This window comes from Streptomyces sp. NPDC002926 (assembly GCF_053591755.1).
Genome location: NZ_JBSFUK010000004.1, coordinates 93,731 through 114,684, shown reverse-complemented (window position 1 = coordinate 114,684; position 20,954 = coordinate 93,731). Strand labels below are relative to the sequence as shown.

22 protein-coding genes and 1 pseudogene are annotated in these 20,954 nt (G+C 70.1%); 7 read left to right on the top strand and 16 right to left on the bottom strand.

All coding sequences use genetic code 11. From position 1 onward, the window contains the following. Window positions 1–83: 83 nt before the first annotated feature. The 6 genes from ACWDZ6_RS09630 to ACWDZ6_RS09605 all read right to left on the bottom strand — a co-directional run bounded on the left by ACWDZ6_RS09630 (window position 84) and on the right by ACWDZ6_RS09605 (window position 7,139). Window positions 84–533 carry a DUF3291 domain-containing protein gene (locus ACWDZ6_RS09630; protein ID WP_451502425.1) on the bottom strand — a complete coding sequence of 150 codons (450 nt, stop codon included), beginning with the start codon at window positions 531–533 and terminating at the stop codon, window positions 84–86. Continuing rightward, window positions 509–1,579 (bottom strand): amidase family protein, encoded by a 1,071-nt coding sequence (locus tag ACWDZ6_RS09625; RefSeq protein WP_451502424.1) that lies wholly within the window; start codon window positions 1,577–1,579, stop codon window positions 509–511. The genes ACWDZ6_RS09630 and ACWDZ6_RS09625 overlap by 25 nt, the downstream gene beginning before the upstream one ends. A 4-nt stretch (window positions 1,580–1,583) precedes the next feature. Then, window positions 1,584–3,041 carry a penicillin-binding transpeptidase domain-containing protein gene (locus tag ACWDZ6_RS09620; RefSeq protein WP_451502423.1) on the bottom strand — a complete coding sequence of 486 codons (1,458 nt, stop codon included), beginning with the start codon at window positions 3,039–3,041 and terminating at the stop codon, window positions 1,584–1,586. Next, window positions 3,038–4,417, bottom strand: a complete 1,380-nt coding sequence (locus tag ACWDZ6_RS09615) for an FtsW/RodA/SpoVE family cell cycle protein (RefSeq protein WP_451502422.1) — start codon at window positions 4,415–4,417, stop codon at window positions 3,038–3,040. Before ACWDZ6_RS09615 ends, ACWDZ6_RS09620 begins: the two co-directional genes overlap by 4 nt. A 338-nt stretch (window positions 4,418–4,755) precedes the next feature. Beyond that, on the bottom strand, window positions 4,756–5,061 hold the full coding sequence (locus ACWDZ6_RS09610; RefSeq protein ID WP_451502421.1) for a zinc-ribbon domain-containing protein: 306 nt from the start codon (window positions 5,059–5,061) through the stop codon (window positions 4,756–4,758). Next, window positions 5,058–7,139 (bottom strand): PBS lyase, encoded by a 2,082-nt coding sequence (locus ACWDZ6_RS09605; protein ID WP_451502420.1) that lies wholly within the window; start codon window positions 7,137–7,139, stop codon window positions 5,058–5,060. The genes ACWDZ6_RS09610 and ACWDZ6_RS09605 overlap by 4 nt, the downstream gene beginning before the upstream one ends. Before the next feature lie 115 nt (window positions 7,140–7,254). Here ACWDZ6_RS09605 and ACWDZ6_RS09600 point away from each other — a divergent pair, with 115 nt between their 5' ends. Next, entirely contained in the window at window positions 7,255–8,055 is an 801-nt protein-coding gene (locus tag ACWDZ6_RS09600) for a nuclease-related domain-containing protein (protein WP_451502419.1), read from the top strand. 82 nt (window positions 8,056–8,137) lie between these two features. Here ACWDZ6_RS09600 and ACWDZ6_RS09595 read toward each other — a convergent pair whose 3' ends face one another. The 3 genes from ACWDZ6_RS09595 to ligD all read right to left on the bottom strand — a co-directional run bounded on the left by ACWDZ6_RS09595 (window position 8,138) and on the right by ligD (window position 10,465). Beyond that, complete coding sequence (locus ACWDZ6_RS09595; protein ID WP_326652572.1) at window positions 8,138–8,569, bottom strand: DUF4440 domain-containing protein; 432 nt, start codon at window positions 8,567–8,569, stop codon at window positions 8,138–8,140. Between the two features lie 67 nt (window positions 8,570–8,636). After that, entirely contained in the window at window positions 8,637–9,593 is a 957-nt protein-coding gene (locus tag ACWDZ6_RS09590) for an ATP-dependent DNA ligase (protein ID WP_451502418.1), read from the bottom strand. Continuing rightward, entirely contained in the window at window positions 9,590–10,465 is an 876-nt protein-coding gene (gene ligD, locus ACWDZ6_RS09585) for a non-homologous end-joining DNA ligase (RefSeq protein WP_451502417.1), read from the bottom strand. Before ligD ends, ACWDZ6_RS09590 begins: the two co-directional genes overlap by 4 nt. Before the next feature lie 49 nt (window positions 10,466–10,514). Between ligD and ku the strand changes: the two genes are divergently transcribed. Next, window positions 10,515–11,651: a non-homologous end joining protein Ku gene (gene ku, locus ACWDZ6_RS09580; protein WP_451502416.1), complete on the top strand. Its 1,137-nt coding sequence runs from the start codon at window positions 10,515–10,517 to the stop codon at window positions 11,649–11,651. Between the two features lie 41 nt (window positions 11,652–11,692). On the opposite strand, the gene ACWDZ6_RS09575 is transcribed toward ku, so the two are convergent. Next, on the bottom strand, window positions 11,693–12,289 hold the full coding sequence (locus ACWDZ6_RS09575; protein WP_451502415.1) for a TetR/AcrR family transcriptional regulator: 597 nt from the start codon (window positions 12,287–12,289) through the stop codon (window positions 11,693–11,695). A gap of 51 nt (window positions 12,290–12,340) precedes the next feature. On the opposite strand from ACWDZ6_RS09575, the gene ACWDZ6_RS09570 reads away from it, so the two are divergent. Next, the gene (locus tag ACWDZ6_RS09570; protein ID WP_451502414.1) at window positions 12,341–13,258 is read left to right on the top strand and encodes a DUF2867 domain-containing protein; all 918 of its coding nucleotides are present in this window, start codon (window positions 12,341–12,343) and stop codon (window positions 13,256–13,258) included. A gap of 18 nt (window positions 13,259–13,276) precedes the next feature. On the opposite strand, the gene ACWDZ6_RS09565 is transcribed toward ACWDZ6_RS09570, so the two are convergent. From ACWDZ6_RS09565 to ACWDZ6_RS09540, 6 genes are all read right to left on the bottom strand, one after another. After that, window positions 13,277–13,630, bottom strand: coding sequence for a hypothetical protein (locus ACWDZ6_RS09565; RefSeq protein ID WP_451502413.1), 354 nt, complete (start codon window positions 13,628–13,630; stop codon window positions 13,277–13,279). Window positions 13,631–13,832: 202 nt separating this feature from the next. Next, the gene (locus ACWDZ6_RS09560; protein ID WP_451502412.1) at window positions 13,833–14,057 is read right to left on the bottom strand and encodes a DUF6296 family protein; all 225 of its coding nucleotides are present in this window, start codon (window positions 14,055–14,057) and stop codon (window positions 13,833–13,835) included. Window positions 14,058–14,262: 205 nt separating this feature from the next. Then, the gene (locus ACWDZ6_RS09555; RefSeq protein ID WP_451502411.1) at window positions 14,263–14,700 is read right to left on the bottom strand and encodes a hypothetical protein; all 438 of its coding nucleotides are present in this window, start codon (window positions 14,698–14,700) and stop codon (window positions 14,263–14,265) included. Window positions 14,701–14,916: 216 nt separating this feature from the next. Further along, a complete protein-coding gene (locus tag ACWDZ6_RS09550; protein WP_451502410.1) occupies window positions 14,917–15,768 on the bottom strand; it encodes a sulfurtransferase in 852 nt (283 codons plus the stop codon). Window positions 15,769–15,823: 55 nt separating this feature from the next. Beyond that, window positions 15,824–17,200 (bottom strand): MBL fold metallo-hydrolase, encoded by a 1,377-nt coding sequence (locus tag ACWDZ6_RS09545; RefSeq protein WP_451502409.1) that lies wholly within the window; start codon window positions 17,198–17,200, stop codon window positions 15,824–15,826. A 908-nt stretch (window positions 17,201–18,108) separates the two neighbouring features. Continuing rightward, window positions 18,109–18,279 carry a hypothetical protein gene (locus ACWDZ6_RS09540; RefSeq protein ID WP_366733545.1) on the bottom strand — a complete coding sequence of 57 codons (171 nt, stop codon included), beginning with the start codon at window positions 18,277–18,279 and terminating at the stop codon, window positions 18,109–18,111. Between the two features lie 172 nt (window positions 18,280–18,451). Between ACWDZ6_RS09540 and ACWDZ6_RS09535 the strand changes: the two are divergent. From ACWDZ6_RS09535 to ACWDZ6_RS09520, 4 genes and pseudogenes are all read left to right on the top strand, one after another. Further along, window positions 18,452–18,619: pseudogene (locus ACWDZ6_RS09535) on the top strand (excisionase family DNA-binding protein); the annotation flags it as partial. Between the two features lie 84 nt (window positions 18,620–18,703). Next, the gene (locus ACWDZ6_RS09530; RefSeq protein ID WP_451502681.1) at window positions 18,704–19,240 is read left to right on the top strand and encodes a type IV toxin-antitoxin system AbiEi family antitoxin; all 537 of its coding nucleotides are present in this window, start codon (window positions 18,704–18,706) and stop codon (window positions 19,238–19,240) included. Window positions 19,241–19,311: 71 nt separating this feature from the next. Next, complete coding sequence (locus ACWDZ6_RS09525; RefSeq protein ID WP_451502408.1) at window positions 19,312–19,992, top strand: nucleotidyl transferase AbiEii/AbiGii toxin family protein; 681 nt, start codon at window positions 19,312–19,314, stop codon at window positions 19,990–19,992. Between the two features lie 185 nt (window positions 19,993–20,177). Next, a complete protein-coding gene (locus ACWDZ6_RS09520; RefSeq protein WP_451502407.1) occupies window positions 20,178–20,921 on the top strand; it encodes a phosphotransferase in 744 nt (247 codons plus the stop codon). Window positions 20,922–20,954: the final 33 nt, after the last annotated feature.

The following is a 20,954-nucleotide window of genomic DNA, read 5'->3' as shown; positions in this document are numbered from 1 at the left end:
CCGGCGACATCGACCTCACCGCCGTCAACCGCCGGCGACTCGGGGGCACCACTCCCGGGGGCGCGGGGCCCGAGGCCGGCTGATCACTCCGCTCCCGGCGGGAACGACGTCCGCAGCGTGAACGCGTGCGGCGTCGGCCCCTGTTCGCGGAGGTGGACCAGGCGCTTCTCCGCCTCCTGCACTGTCGGGCGGTGGCCCGGCTCCACCCACCACAGTGTCGTCATCGCTTCCTGGACCCGCTCGAACCACTCGTAGCGGCGGCTCAGCAGCTGCCGGTGCTGTCCCTGGTACATGAACGCGGTCAGCGCGTCGGTGTCCCGCCACACCGACATGTTCACGATCAGCCAGTCGTCCCCGAACACCGGCACATCCGTGGCATTGCCGCTGTCGCTCTTCAACCGCCAGATAAAGCCGTCCGCCGCGTCGGCGACCGCGTTCACCGGGTCGAGGCCGTCGGTGAAATCCTTCAACTCCGCCGAATCCAGCGGGAATTTCAGTCGGGCTATGTTCACCTGGGCGAGTTCGAAGGGCATGGCCGCACGATATGCGCGCCCCGCTCCGCCGCCACCGCCATTTCGAGGAGTGAGATGTCCGTGCCGCGCGCCGTCACCAGTTGCAGGCCGACCGGGCAGCCGTCGCTTGTGAAGCCGGCCGGGATGCTGGCCGCCGGATGGCCACTGAGATTGAATGCCCAGGTCAGTGCGGTGGAGTAGAGCTCACCTGGGCCGTCGTGGCCATGCGGGCGGTTCGGGGTCGCCGGAGTGAGCAGCAGCTCCGTGTCCGAGAAGAGCGCATCGAGCCGGCGGTCGTTCTCGCCGCGCACCGCCGCCCCCGCCGAAGGCTCCCCGCGGCGCACCGCCTCCCAGGCCTGCCGCGGGTCGAGGAGAGCGAACGGCCGCTCGTCCAGGCGTACGGTTCCGGCCGCCGCCAGTCGTTCCGCCGCCGCCCGCGCCACCGACTCCACCTCCGGGTCCGTTCGCGCGAAGCCCAGGTCCGCGGACCAGCGCGCCCGTACCGGCAACCCCACCCGTACATCCTCGTACCCGTCCAGCACACAGCGCAGAAAGGCCCGCGCGTCCGCCGCCGAGCGGGTCAGCACCCCCGCCGATGCCAGACCCGTCCGGTCCGGGGACGGCAGCAGTGCGTTCGTGGTCTTCAGCCCGAAGACTCCGCACCACGCCGCCGGGACCCGCACCGACCCGGCCCCGTCGCTGCCGGTGGCGAGCCCCACCATCCCCGCCGCGACCGCCACCGCCGAGCCGGCCGAGGAACCGCCCGGTGTACGGTCCGCACGCCACGGGTTGACCGTACGGCCGTGGGCACCCAGACCCCAGGTCTGCCACTGCGTGCCGGGGCCCGGCACCGCCGTCGAACCGACCGCCACGGCGCCCGCCGCGATCAGCCGCCGGGCCGCGTACGAATGGATGCCGGACCGTCCCTTGACGGCGAACGGCCGTCCGGTCAGCGGTAGTCCGGGGTCCGGCTCGCGGGCGAGCGCCTGCTCGGGCCACACCTCGATGAAGGCGCACAGTTCAGGGTCGAGACGCCCGATCCGCTCCAGGGCTTCCACCACCGTCATGCGATCAGTGTCGCAGCGCCGCCTCCATCACCGCCCGCGCGATCGGCGCCGCGCTGCCACCGCCGCTGATCTCGCCGCGCTCCGCGGACGCCTCCTCGACGACCACCGCGACCGCGACCGCCGGCCGGGCCGCGTGGTCCGCCTGCGCCCAGGAGATGAACCAGGCGTACGGGGTACCGGCGTTGCCCATGCCGTGCTGTGCCGTACCGGTCTTGCCGCCGACCTGCGCCCCGTCGATCGCGGCCTTCGCGCCGGTGCCCTTCTCGACGACATCGGTCATCAGCTGCTTGAGCTGCTGGGCAGTCGAGGGGGTCATCGCCCGGTGGTACGACTTCCGGCTGTGCCGGGAGACGGTGTCGCCGCCCGATGTGGTCACCCGGTCCACCAGATAGGGGTGTCTGATGTCGCCGCCATTGGCGACCGCGGCCGAGACCATCGCCATCTGAAGCGGCGTTGCCGAGGTGTCGAACTGCCCGATCGAGGAGAGCGCCAGCTGGTCGACGGTCATCCGGGTGTCGAAGTTGGACGGGACCACGCCCGAAGGAATCCTCAGCCCGGGGTCGTTGAAGCCGAACCTCTCCACCGTGTCCAGCATCCCCTGCATCCCGATCCGCACCCCGAGATGCGCCATCACGGTGTTGCACGACCACTGGATGGCGTACGCGAGAGAGGCGTTGCCGCAGCCCGTCGCCTCATTGGGGAGCGTGGTCGAGGTGCCGGGCAGAACGTACGGATCGGGAGTGCCCGTCGGCGCCTCGACGTCGGTGACCACGCCGGCCTCCAGCGCGGCCGCGGCCGTGACAATCTTGAAGGCGGACCCCGGCGGATAGGTCTGCCGAATGGCCCGGTTCAGCATCGGCTGGACGCTCGAACCGTTCAGCCTGCTCCAGGCGTCGGTGACCTGCTTCCCGGTTCCCGAGAGCAGACCGGGGTCGTACGAAGGGCTGCTGACCAGTGCCAGGATCTTGCCGGTCGACGGCTCGATCGCCGCGACCGCGCCCCTTCTGTTGTTGAGGCCGCTGAACGCGGCCTGCTGCATCGAGGGCTTGATGGTGGTGACGACATTGCCGCCGGGCTGCTGGGTGCGGCTGAGGTTGTTCCAGTACGGGATCCGGGTGAGCAGCAGGGACGCACCGGAGAGGATGGAGTCCTCGGCGTTCTCGAGGAGTGTGGTGCCGTAGGTCTGCGAGGCGTAACCGGTGACGGGTGCGTACAACGGCCCTTGCGTGTAGGAGCGTTCGTAGCGCAGCTGCTCGCCGGTGTCGTTCGAGCTGGTGACCGCTCCGCCGCCGGCCAGGATGTCGCCACGCGGCTCGTCGTAACGGTCGATGATGAGGCGGCGATTGGCCGGATTGCTGTTGAGCGATCCGGCCTCGAAGACCTGCACACGAGCCGCGTTGACCAGCAACGCGGCCAGGAGCAGCAGACACAGGACGGCGGCCCGCCGGATGTAGCGGATCACCGCTCGCCCTCCAGGACCGGTGCGACGATCCCGGGTTCGACCGGCTCGGGCTGCGGCGCGCGGGCTGAGTCGCTGACCCGGATCAGCAGCGCCACGATGACCCAGTTGGTGACCACGGACGAACCGCCCTGCGCGAGGAAGGGCATCGCCATCCCGGTGAGGGGGATCAGACCCATCACGCCGCCCGCGATGACGAAGACCTGGAGCGCGAGGATCGAGGCGAGGCCGATGGCGAGCAGCCGTCCGAAGAGGTCGCGCAGGGACAGTCCGGCGCGGTAGCCGCGGGCCACCATCAGCGCGTACAGCATGAAGACCGCGGTCAGGCCGGCCAGGCCGAGCTCCTCGCCCGCGGTGGCGAGGATGAAGTCGGACTTGGCGGCGAAGCCGATGAGGATGGAGTGGCCGAGTCCCAGTCCGGCGCCGAGCGTCCCGCCGGCGGCGAAGGCGAAGAGTGACTGGGCGAGCTGGCCGGGGCCCTCACCGGCGTCGATGGTGGCGAAGGGGTTGAGCCAGTCCTGGACCCGGCTGTGGACATGCGGTTCCAGGGAACTGACGGCGACCGCGCCGGCCGCGGCGAGCAGCAGCCCGACGGCGATCCAGCCGGTGCGGCCCGTCGCCACGTACAGCATGATCACGAAAAGCCCGAAGAAGAGCAGCGAGGTGCCGAGGTCCCGCTCGAGCACCAGCACGCCGACGCTGAGCAGCCAGATCGCGACGATGGGGCCGAGCACACGGCCGGTGGGCAGCTGGAGCTTCCAGATTCTGCGGCCGGTGTACGCAAGGGCGTTGTGGTTGGCGGCGAGATACGCGGCGAAGAAGACGGCGAGCAGGATCTTGGCGAACTCGCCCGGCTGGAAGGACAGTCCGCCGATCCGGATCCAGATCTTGGCGCCGTTCACGGCGGGAAAGAGGATCGGTACGAGCATCAGCACCAGGGCCGCGACGACCGAGAGATACGCGTACCGCCGCAGAATCCGGTGGTCGCGCAGGAAGACCACGACGCCGATGAAGAGGGCGACGCCGAGCGTGGACCAGATCAGCTGGGCCGGCGCGGCCGCGTTGTCCGGGGTCTCCAGGTCGAGACGGTAGATGAGCGCAAGGCCGAGGCCGTTGAGGAGAACCGCGATGGGCAGGAACAGCGGGTCGGCGTACGGGGCGCGGCAGCGGACGGCGAGATGGGCGAGGAGGGCCAGCACGCCGAGGCCCGCTCCGTAGCGCGCGGCGTCCGGCGGTACGGCGCCGCCCTTTGCCAGGCCGACCTCGACATAGCCGTAGACGGAGATGAGGACGGCGCAGACGAGGAGCGAGAGCTCGACACCCCGCCGCTTGGGGAGGCGTAGATCGGGCGGGGGAGCGTCCGCCGTCGTTGCGGTCATGCCACGCAACGTAGCAAGACGCAAGCCTTATGTCCCTTTATGTCATAGGGCGTCGACGAAGAGTGGGTGGGAGAGTCGACGGAGCGTCAGTTCGCTACCGGTGCCTGGCGCGCGGCCGATGTTGGTGACGCGTCACTCCGCGTGCGGCTGGGCGGTGGGCTTCCCTGTCGCTCACGGACCGGTGCGCACTCGGGCGGCGTGAGCCGGACGACCGCGCCGCCCGCGAAGGTCCCCGGCGGGCGGGCGCCCGGGGTACGGCTCTGCTCCACCGGACCGGTGAAGATGATGATGCCGCCGCCCCCGGTCCGCCCCGGCCCCGCCTGCCTTCCGGCCTGCCGTCAGTGCTGGTACGGCTGCTGTCCGGGCTGCTGCTGCGACGGCTGCCCGTGCGCCTGACCGCCCTGTGCGCCCGCGCTCTGGATCTGCAGCTGCTCCGCACTCTCCTTGCTCACGCTCGCCTCCGCGCCGCAAAACGTGCACTGAGTCGCGTACTTCGTGGAGAACGGGAACAGTGGCACGAAGAACAGCGTGAACTTCGTGACGCGCTTCCTGAGCGTGTGCGCGGAGGGATTGCCGCAGTGTCCGCATACCAGCGTCAGTATCGCCAGCTGGTAGAGGTATCCCCGAGTGCCAAAGATGATCATGCTGTTGGTCCCTCCCTGGTAAGTGCCTGCCGGCACAGGGCCAGCAGCTTCTCGTCCGTAAAGATGTCATGGCTGCTGTATCCGCCGTCGATCGCGTTATGACGTCGTACGGATCCCAGCTCGCGGCGGAGTATCCGCTCGGCGCCCTCCACCCCGTCGGCCGTCAGCTCCGCCAGGCATTCGGCCGTCGGCACGCGGGTGTTCGCCTGTCCCTCCCAGGCCGCCAGGAGCACCGGCCAGGGCCGCTCCGGGTTTCGCGTCACACGCCACAGCGCGATCGCCGCGTCCACCCGGGTCCACGGATCCGCCGCCCCCAGCAGTTCACCGAGCGCCGGAGCGGCCTCCGCGCCCGCCGCGCCCAGCGTGCCGAGCACCGTCGCCCCCGAGCGCCGGGACGCGGAGTCCGCCTCCGACAGCGCCGCTCGCAGCACCGGCAGTACGGCCCCCGCGTCACCCTCGATCGCCCAGAGCGCGCCTGCGGTCCGCGCCGCAAGGGGCGCCGAGCAGCTGCCACAGCCCAGCATCGCGCGCAGATCCGGCACGGCTTCGCCCGCCGCCGGCCCGAACGCGGTGAGCGCCCGCAGCACCGACTCGGTCAGCCACTCCTTGCGGTACTCCGGCGCGCCCCGCAGGATGCGCAGCACCTCGGGCACCGCGTCGGGGGCCCGCAGCGCGGTCAGTCCGTACAGCAACGGTCCAGCCCGGTCGTGCAGCCGGTCGTCCAGCTCCAACTCGCCGAGGCGGCGGCGCAGCACGGGTGCGAGCGGTGCGGCCGCCGCCCCCAGATGGTCGAGCGCGTACCCCAGATCGTGCGGCGCCTCGGGCAGCTCCAGCGCCCGCGCGAGCACCGGCACCGCACGCCGGTCGCCCGCCCGTGCCAGCGCCTTGACCGCGCTGCCGAGCGACGGCGGACCGCCCGCCCACTCCCGCACCCAGGCCGCGGGGTCCGCGGCGACCCGGTCCGCAAGCGCGTCCGTGGCGGGCCCGGCGAGCGAGAACAACTCCTCCAGCGCGTCGGCGGCCGCCTCGGCCAGCCGTGGCTCCGGGTCGGCGAGTTGCTCCCCGATCAGGCCGACCAGCTCCTCGTACGCGCCGCGCCAGGTCCGCAGCAGTCCGCTGCTCATCCGCACGGCGTCGATCCGCTGCCCCCAGTCGGGGCTGCACAGCTGATCGGTCAGCAGCGCTGTCCGGTCCTCGACGCGATCGCCGAGACCGGAGTGCAGCGTACGGAGCAGATCCGCGGTCCAGGGGGCGTGGCGGCCGGCCGTATCCGCCTCGTGGCGCTCGCGCAGCTGCCCGACGAGTGTCGGCGTCGACGGCCGTTCGGCGGCCTGAGCCGTCACCACCGGCTCGGCGCGCAGCTCGCGCAGCAGGCCTGCCACGCCCGGTACGACATCGGACGGCAGCTCCCCCGGCGCGGAGCGGGCGAGCTGCGCGAGCGCGGCAAGCCGCAGTCCCGGGCCGTACGACACCCGGGTCAGGCCGGAGAGCCACTCCACCACCTCGGGCACCAGATACTCGTGCCGCAGGGCTATCCGGCCCGCGGCTTCGACGCAGGCGAACCGCACCTCGGCGTCCGGCTCCACGCCCAGCCGGTCGCGCAGCAGACCGAGCACCAGCTCCGGATCGTCGTGCAGCGTGGCGAGCGCGAGCGGCGCGGCGAGCCGCACCCCGCGGTCGTCGGCGTCGACCAGTCCGAGGAAGGCGTCCGCGCCCGCGGTCACGGCCGACGCGGCCATCGCGTAGTTCGCGGCGTACTCGAACTCGTCGTCGTCCGGGTCGAGTTCGTCGTCGCCGTCCAGATCGATGCCGCCGATGCTGGTCAGCAGCTCTACGATGCCGCCCCGGTCCTGGACCGCCGGATTCGTGACGAGCTCCAGAAGGAACGGGATGCAGGCGAGCGTCGAGTCGTACACATCGCCCTGGTGGTGCACCGCCCCGTACATCCCGTCGAGCGCCGTCTCGCGCTCCGCCGGGTCCGCGGAAGCCAGTCCGCGCAGCATTTCCGGCACATCGTCCGCCGGGCCGTAAGCATGCCCCAGTGCGGCCCACTCGACCTCGTCGATCCCCCCGAACACGCTTGCCCCCTCCCAAGAACTGTGCGCTTGGGGAGAGTGTGCACCACTGCCCGGACATCGCGCGGTTATTGCCCCCGAAGGCTGTGGGCTGTTCCCATGGTCGGGGGGTGATGGCATGACGGGACTGCGCGTCACACCGGCACGTGAGCAGGGCCGGGACCGGTTGTACGTCAGCCTGCCGAACGGCCGGAGCGTCGCCTGGTACGACCGGGACAGCGGCCGGGTGAGCCTGGTCTCCGACCGCCACCGCGCCGATGTGCTGGCAGCCCTCGCCCCGTATCTCACCGACGATGTCACCGTCGGTCCGCCGCCCGTCCCCACCTCCGCCGACCTCGCCAGGCTGTCACTGCACCCCGACGACGATCTGGCCCCCAACCGCCCCGGCGAGGCGCTGCAGGCCGAACTGGAGCAACTCCCCGCCGGCCACCGTTTCCGCCAGGATCCGCGCCGCGCGGAACTCGCCGCGTACCAGCTGCTGGGCGGCGAGCTCGACCGGCTGGAGGCCGCGGGCTGGCGGATCCTGCACTCGGTTCCGCTGCCCGGCACCGAGCACATCGACCATCTGGCCATCGGGCCCGCCGGGGTGCTGGCCGTGCACACGCTCCAGGCCCGGCGGCTGCGGGTGCGGATCGCCGACCCCATGGTCCGGGTCGGCCGTGGCGAACCGGTTCCCCGGCTTCGGCTGGCCCGCCGCCGGGCCGAGCGTGCCGCGCTCGCGCTGACGGCCGGGGTGCGCCCGGTGCTCGCCGTGGTCGCGGCGGCGCGGCTGGACATGATGCCCGCGCCGCCGGACGTAAGGATTCTGCGGGACGACGAGGTGCCCGCGCTGACCAGGCTCGGCGGCGTACTGAAGCCCGCGGACATCGAGGCGCTGTACGCGACGGCGCGCGACCGTCGCACCTGGCTGCGCGCCTGACGCCGCGTCGCATCAGCAGCCGAGGGCCGCCCATCAGCAGCCGACGGCCGTCGGCCGACCGCCGGTGGTGAGCGGTCAGCGGTCAGCGGAGGTTGTCGCCCCAGCCGCTCTGGAGCATGGTCTGGAACGCCCACTTTCCGTCGCGCCTGATCAGAATGTCGGCGTACCGCAGCTGCTGCGTCTGTCCGGCCGCGGTCATGGTGGAGTCCGTGAAGACGACGGCCATCGCGGGGGAGAGGAAGACGGGCGTACGCGTCGACTCGAAGGTGATGTCGTCGCTGCCGTCACCCATCACCTGGCTCATCGTCTCGATGAACTGCTGCCGGTCCCACTGCGCGGAGGCGCCGTCTCCCGCCGAGTCGTCGCTGACCAGGTTGAGCGGGAAAACGGCCAGGTCCGCCATGCGCTCGATCTCGCGCTTGGCGCTGTGTGCGTCGTACGCGGCGAACCACGCCTCGATACTCGCCAGTTCTGCGGGGGTAGCGGTGTATCCGGTATCGGGCAGAAAGGTCACGCCGTCTCCTCTTCACGTTTGACTACTCGAGGACGGTATCCCCAGGTCGCCAACTAGTCAAACTTGATTAATTCTCTTGCTGATCCTGGCTCGGATCCCGATCCCGATCCCGATCCCGATCTTGATCCTGGGGGAGCCGCAGCCGCAGCACCGTGGTGACTGTGTGCCGCGTCGTCCCTTGCTCCACCTCGGCCGTCACTCCGGGCCCGACGGTCCGGTACGCGACCTCGCCCACGCCGGTTGCCGTCGCCGTCCCGGTCCCGCTAGTCACCCGCCCCTCCAGCGCGCCCGCCGCCTGGGCGCGCAGTGCCGGAGCGAGCGGACTCGACACCACCGGGACGAGGTCGTCGGCCACGGCCAGCACCAGCGCGGACGGCCGCGCCGGAGGGCCGGTGAAGCCGATGACCGCCGCGTCGCGCGCGTAGGTGTGCCGGACCTTCAGCCACGCGCGCGTGCCGCTCCTGTAGGTCTGGTCGAGGCGCTTGACCACCAGCCCCTCGACGCCGATCGCGGGCAGGGTCTCGAACCAGGTGGCCGCCTCCTCGGCGTCCAGGGTCATCGGCACGGCCTGCAGTGGCGGACCGAGCGGGGCGAGCAGCGCGACCAGCCGCGCGCGCCGTTTCTCGTACGCCAGCCGCCGCAGATCCTCGCCGCCCTCGGCGAGCAGATCGAAGGCCGCGTAGGAGGCGGGCAGCCGTCGCGCGAGCGTGGGCGCGCGCCCGGGTGTGGCGGTCGCCCGCTTCTGTACGGCGGCGAAGTCCGTACGGCCCTCCGTCCACACCACCACCTCGCCGTCCAGGACCGTGCCGTCCGGCAGCCGGCGGGCCGCCTCCTCGAGATCGGGGAAGGCGGAGGTGATGATCCGGCCCGACCGGGCCTGGAGCACCACCTTCCCGCCGGTCCGGAAGATCACCATCCGGTGGCCGTCGAACTTGGGCTCGTACGCCAGGCCGTGGCCGCGCGGCAGCACGCTCACCGATTCGGCGAGCGCCACCTTCAGCGGGGGCGTCGGCGCGCCGCTCATGGCAGCGGCCGGGCCTGCTGGGGATCGACGAGCGGGCCGAGAAGATCTCCGTACCGCGCCAGCCGTGGCGCGATGTCGCCGATCCGGAACACGAGGTTCTGCTGTTCCTCTACCTCTTCCCAGGTCACCGGCGCGGAGACGGTCGGCTCGACGCGGGCGCGCAGCGTGTAGGGCGCCGCGGTGGTTTTCGCGGCGGCGTTCTGGCTGTGGTCGACGAAGACCTTCCCGGGCCGCAGGGAGCGGGCCATCCGGTGCAGGACCAGCCCCGGCAGCGCGGCCTCGCCCTCGACGGCCAGGCTCTTCGCGTACGCGGAAACCTCCTCGGAAGGCGTGGGCGTCACCGGCACGAGGACGTGCAGACCCTTGGAGCCCGAGGTCTTGGTGTACGCGTGCAAGCCGTCCGCCGCCAGTCGCTCGCGCAGCCACAGTGCCACCGCGCAGCACTCGGCGATCGTCGCGGGCGCGCCCGGGTCGAGGTCGAAGACCATACGGTCGGCGACCGCCGGCTCGTCCGCCTGCCACTGGGGCGTATGGAACTCCACGACGAGGTTTGCCGCCCACATCAGTGATGGCAGGTCCTGGATGACGACCTGCCGTGCGTCCTTGTCCTCCGAGCGGGGTACGGCGGTGGTGCGCACCCAGGACGGCGTACCGGGTGGCGGGTTCTTGGTGAAGAACAGCTGCCCTTCCGGTCCGTCCGGGTAGCGGAGGAAGGACACCGGACGGTTGGCGAGATGCGGGAGGATCGCGTCCGCCGTGCTGGCGTAGTAGTGCAGGATCTCGCCCTTGGTGGTTCCGGTGGCGGGGTGGATGACCTTCTCCAGGTTGCTGAGCGCCAGGCGTCGCCCCTCCACTTCCGTGATCGGCGTCATACGATGAGAATCCCATGAATCCCTCTATTTCGGATGAAAGGGATGAAACGTGCGATCCATATGGAACGGCGCGATCTCCTTCGGCCTGGTCAGCATCGGTATCAAGCTGGTCAACGCCACCGAGAACCACTCCATCTCGTTCCGCCAGATCCACACCGCCGACGGCGGCCGGATCCGCTACCGCAAGGTCTGCGAACTGGAGGAGAAGGAAGTGACCGCCGCCGAGATCGGCAAGGCGTACGAGGCCGCGGACGGAACCCTCGTCCCGATCACCGACGAGGACCTGGCTTCGCTCCCGCTGCCCACGGCGAAGACGATCGAGATCGTCGCCTTCGTGCCGGCGTCGTCGATCGACCCGCTCCAGATGGACGCCGCCTACTACTTGTCGGCCAACGGTGTCCCGGCCGCCAAGCCGTACACACTTCTGCGCGAGGCACTCAAGCGGAGCGAGAAGGTCGCAGTCGCCAAATTCGCGCTGCGCGGCCGGGAGCGCCTGGGCGTGCTGCGCGTCGTCGACGATGTGATCGCCATGCACGGCCTGCTCTGGCCGGACGAGATCCGCGGCACCGAGGATGTCGCGCCGGACCAGGGGGTCACCGTCCGGGAGGCCGAACTCGACCTGGCCGACGCGTTGATGGACACTCTCGGCGAGGTCGACCTGGACTCGCTGCACGACGACTACCGGGCGGCGGTCGAGGCCATGATCGCGGCGAAGGCGGAGGGCGGCGTGGTGCCCGAGGAGGTGCCGGCGGAGTCCGGCGGCGGCAAGGTCATCGACCTGATGGCCGCGCTGGAGAACAGCGTGCGCGTGGCGAAGGAGGCGCGGGGCGAGGAGGGCCGGGAGGTCGCCGAGGTTACTCCGATCAAGGGGCGCAAGCGGGCGGCGGCGCCGAAGCCGGGGGGTGCCGACGCGAAGAAGTCCACGGCGGCGGCGAAGAAGACGGTGCCGAAGAAGTCGGCGTCCGGTGCCGACAAGTCCACGGCCACCAAGTCGACGACCGCCAAGTCCACGGCGGAGAAGTCGTCCGCCACCAAGTCCACGGCGAAGAAGACGTCCGCCACCAAGTCCACGGCCACGAAGTCGACGACCGCCAGGTCCACGGCGGCCGGGTCGGCGGCGGAGAAGTCCACGGCGAAGAAGTCCACGGCCAAGAAGACCACCGCGAAGAAGCGCGCCACGGCCTGATCCCGGTCCGGCCGCGCGGGCGGAGTGGGCCGCGGGCGGTTCTATGCGCGACGCAGCAGGTTGTCGATGACGGACTCCAGATAGTCGCCGCGCTCGGCGCCCACGGGGAGAGCCTGCGGCACGGCGTGGCTCAGCTGGGTGTGCCCGAGATAGCTGGTGTACGCGAGCAGCCCGCGCTGCCGGGCCTGGTCCGGCGGGAAGCCCAGCTCCTCGAAGAGGCGCGCCACGTAGCCGACCCGGCGCTCCGTCACTCGCCGCAGTACGAGCGCGACTTGGGGATGAGCTGCGGTGGCGAGCAGGGAGACCTCGAGGGGATCCTCGGCCGCCGAGGCGGTGGCCCTGGCGAAGAGGGTACGCAGCCGTTTCTCGGGGTCCGGTTCGGACTCCATGGCGGTGATGATCTCCTCGGTGCAGATCTCCTCCCACCGGCCGAGCGCGGCCTCGACCAGTGCTTCACGGTTGGTGAAGTGCCAGTAGAAGCTGCCCTTGGTCGTCCCCAGCCGGGCGGCCAGCGGCTCCACCGCGACGGCCGCGAGCCCGCGCTCACTGATGGCGGCGAGCGCCGCGTCGGCCCAGTCGCGCGCCGAGAGTCTCTTGCGTCCCGGTCCCGTCTGCCGTGCCCGCTCTGCCTGCGTCATGTCCATACGCTACCGTATGGTGAAACATACGCCACCGTACGGAGGTGCGGGATGCGCACGGTCCGGAACGTCCATGAACGCGTAATTCAGGCCTCGCCGGGGGTGGTCGGCGCCCTGCTCGACCGCGTCTCCTCCCAGGACGACCCGCTCAGCCCGAGCCCCGTCTGGCCGCCGATACGCTTCGACGGCCCGCTCGCCGTCGGCGCGAGCGGCGGCCACGGCTTCGTCCGCTACTCGGTGAGCGCGTACGACCCGGGCCGTAGCGTCCGCTGCGACTTCGCCCCGCCGTCCAACGGCTTCCACGCCCTCGCCGTAGAACCGCTGGACGCGGACCGCTGCCGTGTGCGGCATGTGCTCGAACAGGAGCAGGGACTCAGGTCATCGCTGCTCTGGACCCTGGTGACCCGCCCGCTGCACGACACGATGATCGAAGAGCTCATCGACAACATCGAGCGCGCCGCGTCCCCGGCCGGCCTGCCCCGCCCGTACCGCTGGTCCCGGTGGGCACGTCTGATGCACCGCATGATCTGGGTCCGTCCGACCGCGACGGATGTGCCGCGTGAGGCCGAACTGGCTCATCAGGCCTTTGCCGCCCCGGACTTCACCGACGCATGGCAGCTTCCCCTGGCCCCGGGCATGCCCCGTGACCCCGAGGCCTGGCGCGGAGTTCTCCCCTTTGCGGTCCGGGCGACCGCGTCGAACGAACTCCTGCTGGGCGAGGACGCGAGCCACCTGGACTTTCGCGCCTCGGTCCTGATCGCCGACGACAAGGTCACGCTCACCACGGTGGTGAAGACCCACAACCGGCGCGGCAGGCTCTACTTCGCGGTGATCCGTCGCTTCCACCCGTTCATGTCCCGCCTGATGCTCCGCCGCGTTCACCGCCGCCTGGCCTTCTCGGCGCCGCCGGCCTCGGCAAGGACGGCACCGGCGCCGCCCGCCTCGGCGAGGACGACGGCGGCGAGTTGACATGGAGTGCCGGACGGCTCAGGACCTCGGAGCGTGCACCGCGACGACGTGGCCTTGCGCATCGACCGTGAGTGCGACCCGCTCGACCTTGTTCACCACGGTGAGAACGGCCCACACAACGACCCACAGGAAACAGGTGACGAGGCTGAGGATGGCGTGCAGCACATGGTTCACCGGCTCGCCACGGACCATGACCGCCTGCGTCTCCGAGCGGGATTCGACACGCCATCCGCTGGCGATCCGCTGATTCACCGCCCAGTCGAGGATGAGGCGCCGCCGCGTCTCGTCGGGCGTGCTCTCTTCCGCTCCGAAGTAGCCGGGTGGGGGCTGCAGGGGTTCCGCCCACCGGGCCGGTACCTTGCGCGGGTTCATGAGCTCACCTCCAGAGGGGGCCTGCACCGTCCGCGCGCCCGCCGGACCGCCCGCGTGGGCAGTCCGGCGGGCGTGACCGGAGTGGTCTACGGCCGGCGGCCGGCCGCCCCGTCGAACGAGTCGTGTCGGCGCCGTCAACGACCGCGCCAGTCAACGACCGCGCGGTCAGCAGGGGGGACGCGCCGTCAACCGAGTGCCCGTGTCAGCCGAGTGACCGCGCCGTCGGAGTCCCGGGCGCCTGATGTCCTCCACTGGCCACCATCCGTACCTCACCTCGGTCGCTGATCTCGGCGCGCACGATCCCCGTCTCGTCCTCGTAGATCGGATATCCGCCCGCTCCCGCTCTCTCGGTGCGCCGGACGATCACGACGTCGTCCTCCACGGCGGACGCCTGAAATATCAGCTCGTACCTTTCCGGGTACTCCATAGGGCCTCCCGACAAGGCTCGGCAGGGGCCTGGAGCGTCGCTCCGCGTCTTGCCGCTGCCCCGCCCCTCCATGGTCGCCCACGCTCGCCCACCGCGCCTCAGGAGCGGCCCGGACCAGCCAGGAGCCCGCGACTGCCGCAGCCTGCGAGGCTGCCCGACACTCATGGGCAAGCCGCGGTAGCAGCACCAGCGGCGTGCGGCGCTGCTAGCGTGGAACACCGTCACGGATCGAGAGCCACTGGCTCCACGAGGAACAGTTGATCCAGCCGATGTCGTTGCTGTAGTCCCGGTGGCACACCTTGACGCGGACGTATCCGCTCTCGGCCATGTCGTAGTTGCAGGCCGTCACGCCGTTCTGGGCGCCGTTCGTGTCCTTGCACTCGCCCGAGCGGCCGTAGTCGGTCTCCCAGCGGGTGACCGTGCTCGCCCCGTCGAACTTGAAGTCGTTGGCGCCGATGTAGTCGCCGTCGTACGCGAAGTAGCCGTATCCCATCCCGTCGCTGGTCTTGACCTCACCGGGCCAGGACGGCCAATTGGGCTCGGCCTGGGCGGGGGTTGCCATGAGGACGGTGCATGCGGCGGCGGCGAGCGTCCCTATGATCCGCTTCTTCACTCCTGCGCTCCACTTCTTCGTTTCATCCACTGCTCGACCATGGCGGCTGTGTGAGCCGTCCAAGATCAACCGGATAATAACGATCAACGTGTCGCGCGGATACATGGAACGATCACATGTGGGTATCGGCCCCTGGGATCAGGGCAGTTGGCCCGCGAGGGCGAACTCCGGGCTCGGCAGTCGGGTCACGAGCTCCCGGAACACGCCTTGATGACGAGGCCGCCGATCAGGGCCTGATCCCCTGCGTCACCCCATCTCGACAGGAGCGCGCACGAGCGAGCCGTATTCCGTCCAGGACCCGTCGTAGTTCTTGACGTCCGGGTAGCCGAGCAGCTCGTGGAGCGCGAACCAGGTGTGCGAGGAGCGTTCTCCGATACGGCAGTAGGCGATGATCTCGTGATCCGGCGTGATGCCTTTACGGGCATAGAGTTCCTTGAGTTCGTCGGCCGATTTGAAGGTCCCGTCATCGTTGGCCGCCTGTGACCAGGGGATGTTGGCCGCGCCGGGGATGTGGCCGGGCACCTGCGCCTGTTCCTGCGGCAGGTGCGGGGGCGCCAGCTGCTCGCCCCGGTACTCCTGGGGGGACCGTACGTCGACCATGCGAGCGGCGGACCCCAGACTCTCCAGCACTTCACCGCGCAGCGCGCGGAACTGCGGGTTCTCCTGTCCCGTCACCGTGAAGCCGGTGCGCCGACGGTTCACGACCTCCTGGCTCACCCCGCGGCCTTCCAGCTCCCATTTCTTCCGGCCACCGTCGAGCAGCTTCACCTTGTTGAAGCCGCGCAGTCGCAGGATCCAGTAGGCGTACGCAGCGAACCAGTTGTTGTTGCCTCCGTACAGCACCACGGTGGTGTCGTCCTCCACGCCGGCCGCGGCCAGCAGTTGCCCGAGCGCTTCCACGTCCAGGTAGTCCCGGCCCACGGCGGTGTGCAGGTCCTTGGTCCAGTTCCAGCCGACGGAGCCTGGGATGTGGCCCTTTTCGTACGCGGTGGTGTCCTCGTCCACGTCGATGACGCGCACGGTTCCGTCGTCGAGGCGGGCGGCCAGCCACTCGGTGTCCACCAGTGTCTCGGGGTGGGCGTAACCGTTGCGGCCCATGATCTTCACCTCTCTCATGCGTATGGCGCGCTGAGGCGTGTTCTCGTGCCTGTTCTCATGCCCGTTCTCGTGCCTGTTCTGATGCGTGTGCCGCCAAGTCCCCCGCGCCACCGCTGACCACCGCCGTCACCGGGATCCCGGCCCGGTCGAGCAGGCTCGCCGCGATGGTCGCCCGGCGTCCGCTCCCGCAGATCGTCCAGATCTCGCGGTCCCTGGGCATCTCGCCGAGCCGCCTGGGCAGTTCGGCGAGTGGCACGGCGATCGTGCCCGGGATTCCGCCCTCGGGGCGCTCCGGCCGTACGTCGAGCACCCGCCGTTCGGCGACGTGCCCGGCCAGTTCGAGCACGTCCGCAGTACGGAAGGAACGCAGCGGGCGGCCGGCTGCCCGCCAGGCGTCGACACCACCCGCCAGATAGCCCGCGACGTTCTCGTATCCGATCCGCAGCAGCTGGATCACCGCCTCGTCCGCCGCCTCCTCGGCAGGCTCCGGCAGCACCAGCGCCAGGCGGGTGCCGAACGGCACGACCTCGCCGACCAGGCTCGCGTAGCGGTCGTCCAGCTCGTCGCAGAGCGACCCGGGCAGATGGGCCGCGGCGAAGGTTCTGCGGTCGCGGCCGTCGACGATCTGCGCGCCGCCCCCGACCAGGCCCTCCACCACGCTCGGCGTGAGCGGCCGGAGCGTGGGACGGCCGCCGAGTACCTCCGGTCCGGACCGGTTGAGCGGTGCCATGTAGTGGTAGTAGGCGGGATACGGCGGCAGGCCCGACAGCCGTTGGCTGACGAACTTCTCCTCGTCCTGAACGGTCAGCGTGGGGTTGGTACGCCGCTCGGCGCCCATGGTGGTGGTCCTGTCCCCCGACACCGGCCCGGCCGCGCAGGAACTGCCCGCTCCGTGCGTCGGCAGCACCCGGGTGGCGTCCGGCAGGAGCGAAAGCCGCCTCAGCGAACGGAACTGCGCCCTGGCCAGCTCCTCCGTGGGCTCGTCACCGGACAGGTCCGTACGGCCCGCGCCGCCGACGAGCAGACTGCCTCCGGTGAAGACGGCCGTCGGCGCCCGCCGGGTGTCGTCGAGAACGAGGTACGACGTGTGCTCCGCCGTATGCCCGGGCGTCTCCATCGCCCGCACGGTCACGTCGCCGACGACGATCTCATCGTCCTCCGCCAGCGGCAGATGTTCGAAGGCATACGGCGCGCGGGCCGGGCCGGCCACGGTGGCGCCGGTCGCCGCGCGGACCTCCAGCGCACCCGAGACGTAGTCGTTGTGCACATGCGTCTCCAGGACGTAATGGATCCGCACCCCCCTGGACGTACAGGACTCGATCAGTCCCCAGCTGTCCCGCTGCGGGTCGACCAGCGCGGCCTCGTCGCCGCTGACGAGGAGATAGCTGGTGTCACCGAGCGATGCCGTGGTCATGATCTCGATCTCGCTCATGTTCCGTCACCCTGCTGTGCTCGCTGTTCGTGAGGCGCTCGTACGACGATCACCCGGACGCTGTGCGCCGGCGTGTCGTCCGGGGCACGCCGAAGTGGTCGAGTACGCCGACGTCGTCGCGTACGAGGAAGGCACCCACGGGTGTGTGACGGTCGCGGCCGACCGGGCGCTGTACGGGTCGGCCGTGACGGTCTCGGGTGCCCGGGTCGTGGCAGTCGGCCCGGGTGGAATTGCCGGTGCGGTCATGGGCGGCACCTTCCGTCGGGCTCATTGCGAGCGCGACGAGGCTTGCTTCCAGCCTACGTACGGGGGTGAGCCGGGCATGGCCCAAGAAAGTCGAACAAAGGCCTTGACTAGTTCGAAATACGGAGGAAACTCATCAATACACCGGACAACCGGAAAGAGCCACACGGCCCTGTGGAGACGTCCAAAGGCAGAGTGACTCTTGTCCCGGCTCTGGCCAGGCCCCCGGCAGATTCTGTCGGTGAGGGAGCCAGCAGCGACGACTGAGACTCTCGACATCGACAAGGACCGCCGGGGACTGCATGTCTGCGGCCCGGTTTCGCGGTGCCGCGCTGCTCCGAGCCCACGTGCAGTCTCCGTCTGGCTCGTCATGAATGCGGCGCGAGTCGTCCACCCCACCGGCCGTGGGGGAGCCAGTGACCTCGGGGCGGCCGGTGCGGTGCGTCCGGGGCTTGCCCGCGCAGTAGCCGCGCCGCACTCCGCGCCCGTACTCACCACCCGCACTCCGCACCCTCCGCGCTCGGCAGCGGCGCGAGCCGGTCCGCCGGGCCCCCTCGCTCCGGGAGTCGGCGAGCCCCATGCGGAGACTCGTCGGGGCAGCCCTCTGTTGTGGCCCCCTCGCGGGGCGCCACCGCTGCGTTTCAACGCGGGTCGGTCGCCGCAGATCAGTTGTGGCCGAACTTCCTCTGCTTCTTGTGGGATACCTGATCCGAGATCGAGTGCACGGTCTCCTGTGCGGCGGATCTCTGCGCCTGCTCCTTCGTCTCCACCGCACCGCTGCGTTCATGTCCGCCGGTGCGTGCACCGCGGTTCTGCCGGCTCTGCTTCTTGCTCACGATCGTGCCTCCTGTAGCGGATCGGGGACGATGCGCACTATCAGGTTCGCATGTCAGTACGAAAGGCGCGTTTCGGGCAGGCGTTCCGATGTGATCCGGATGCTGACCTTGCGGGTTCTCTCCCGATTGCGAGAGGTTTGACGCAATAGCTGGAAGGGCCGACACTGGTTGCGTGTTCCCTCCTGATTTCGTGAGGGTATGCGCAAGGAGGTGTGACGTGGATTTCGTGTCCGTGAGGCAGGCCGCGGAGAGCCTGGGCGTGGACGACTCGCGTGTGCGCCAGCTACTCCATGAGGGCAGGCTCCAAGGTTCGATGGTCGGCGGGCGATGGCTCGTTGACGCCCGGAGTGTGCAAGATCGCAAGGTGGCTGCTCCTGAGTCGGGGCGGCCTCTGTCTGCGCGTAACGCGTGGGGAGCACTTGCCATGCTTGCCGGGAGCCGCCCGTCCGGCCTGTCGGATCCGGAGCGCTCCCGTCTGCTCGCGCGCCTGCGGAACCTGGCGGCTCAAGAAGATCTGCCGGTGGCTCGCATCCGAAAGCTTCTCGCGGCGAGGGCTGAAGTGAGGCGCTACCGCGTGCACCGCGGTTTGCTGCCGGCGTTGCTCGAAGACGCGGACGTGGTGCGCGCCGGGGCCAGTGCGGCTCCCCACATCGGGGCCGACTACGTTGCACCAGGCCGAGCCGAGGTCTACGTACACCCGGACATGCTCGGGAAACTGGAGGCGGCATTCGGCGTGGTGCTGGATGCCCGGCACGGCAACCTTGTCGTCCGCGTGCCGCCTGCCAGTGCTTGGCCCTTCCTTGTTTCGGCTGCTCGGGAAGGAAAGGAAGGGACGGATGCTCCGGCTCCCGTGGTTGCGGCCGACCTGCTCGACGCGCACGAGGACCGAGCAAGTGCCGCGGCGGCAGGCATCCTTGAATCATTGCTGGCATCCCACGAGCTGAGGGGGGCGGACGGTTAGTGGCACAAGCTCGGGTTCGTATCGAATCGGACTTGCTCACCGGGCCGCTCGTGGGGCTTTGGGGCACTCTCTTGGATCTTTCCGAGAAGGTCACGGAGTCGTGGACGTTGATCGGTGGCCAGATGGTGCTGATGCACGGCCTGGAACACGACAGAACTCCGCCTGCCGCGAGCCTCGATCTTGATGTGCTGGCCGATGTGGTGTCTCAACAGCAGAGCCTGCGTCTGCTTGTCGCTGCGCTGGAGGAGTTGGGCTTCCGGTCCGCCGGTGTGTCGCCGCAGGGCAAGGCGCACAGGTACAAGCGCGATGGGGACGTGGGAGAGCTCGTTGTCGACTTGCTCGCCCCGGACAACCTTGGCAAAAGGGCTGACCTCACCACCACGCCTCCAGGCGTAACGCTGGAAGTTCCTGGAGGGCGCCAGGCCATGCAGCGGAGCGAGAGCGTCGGCGTTCAACTGGGCGAGCGACGTGGCGTCATCCGTCGTCCCAGCCTGCTGGGTGCGATCGTCGGCAAAGCGGCCGCATTGAGCATCCCCACTGCTCCAAAGGCGAAGCATTACCGTGACCTGGCTTTCCTGCTCTCGCTGCCGGCCAACCCGCTGGTCCTCAAAAGTGAGTTGACCAAGGGTGATCGCAGGAAGCTGGCATTGGCGGGCGCTCTTCAAGATCCCAACCACGCGGCCTGGACGGAACTGCGCGACTCCGAGGCTCAGGCCGACGGCCGGGCCATGTACCGCTTCCTGTCGTCATGACCACGGTCGCGGCTCGGTCAATGGGGGATGTCGGCCCAGACTCCCAGGGCCGGTTCCAGCACCGTTGCGCCTGGTCAGGAGCCAGATCTGGCCGTAGAAGCGCGGAAGCGCGGTGATTCCCGAGCTCAGGGTGTGCGGGAGAAAACCACTCGCTCGGAGCTCGACTCGAAGGAGAACATGCGCTCATGGCCTTTTCCGGACCGCCGCCGTCCACCGTGCGTGTACCTGCGCGCATCGCCGACCTGGCCGGGGACCGGCCACTGCTGCCCGTGTGGCAGAACGAGTTGGGCGGCCTGACCTTCCGGATCGGCAAAGGGGATGGCCGACTGTTCGCCAAGTGGGCTCCGGCAGGCTCCGGGCTGGACCTGACCGCGGAGGCAGTACGCCTGAAATGGGCCGGCGGTTTCACGCCCGTGCCCCGCGTACGGGACCACGGAGCAGACCAGGCCGGGGCCTGGCTCGTCACCCATGAGCTTCCCGGCGAGAACGCCGTCACTCCCCGGTGGAAGGCAGATCCCGGAACGGCCGTGCGGGCGCTGGGAACAGGACTGCGGGCCCTGCACGAGCGGCTGCCCGTGGCCGACTGCCCCTTCAGCTGGTCCATCGAAGGCCGCCTGGAACGAGCCCAGCTCGCGGGCATCCAGGTGCCCGCTGACCTGCCCGCGCCTCCGACGACCGACCGCCTGGTCGTGTGCCACGGCGACCCCTGCGCACCGAACACGCTGCTCCACGAGGACGGCACCTGGTCCGGTCACGTGGACATGGGTGCCCTCGGTGTCGCCGACCGATGGGCCGACCTGGCCGTTGCCACCTGGAGTACTGAGTGGAACTACGGCCCCGGCTGGGAGCACACGCTCCTCGACGCCTACGGAATCGACCCCGACCCGTACCGGACCGACTTCTACCGCCGTCTCTGGTCCGCGACTTGAGCGTCCCGCTCCCAGGCACGACGGCTCGCTCCC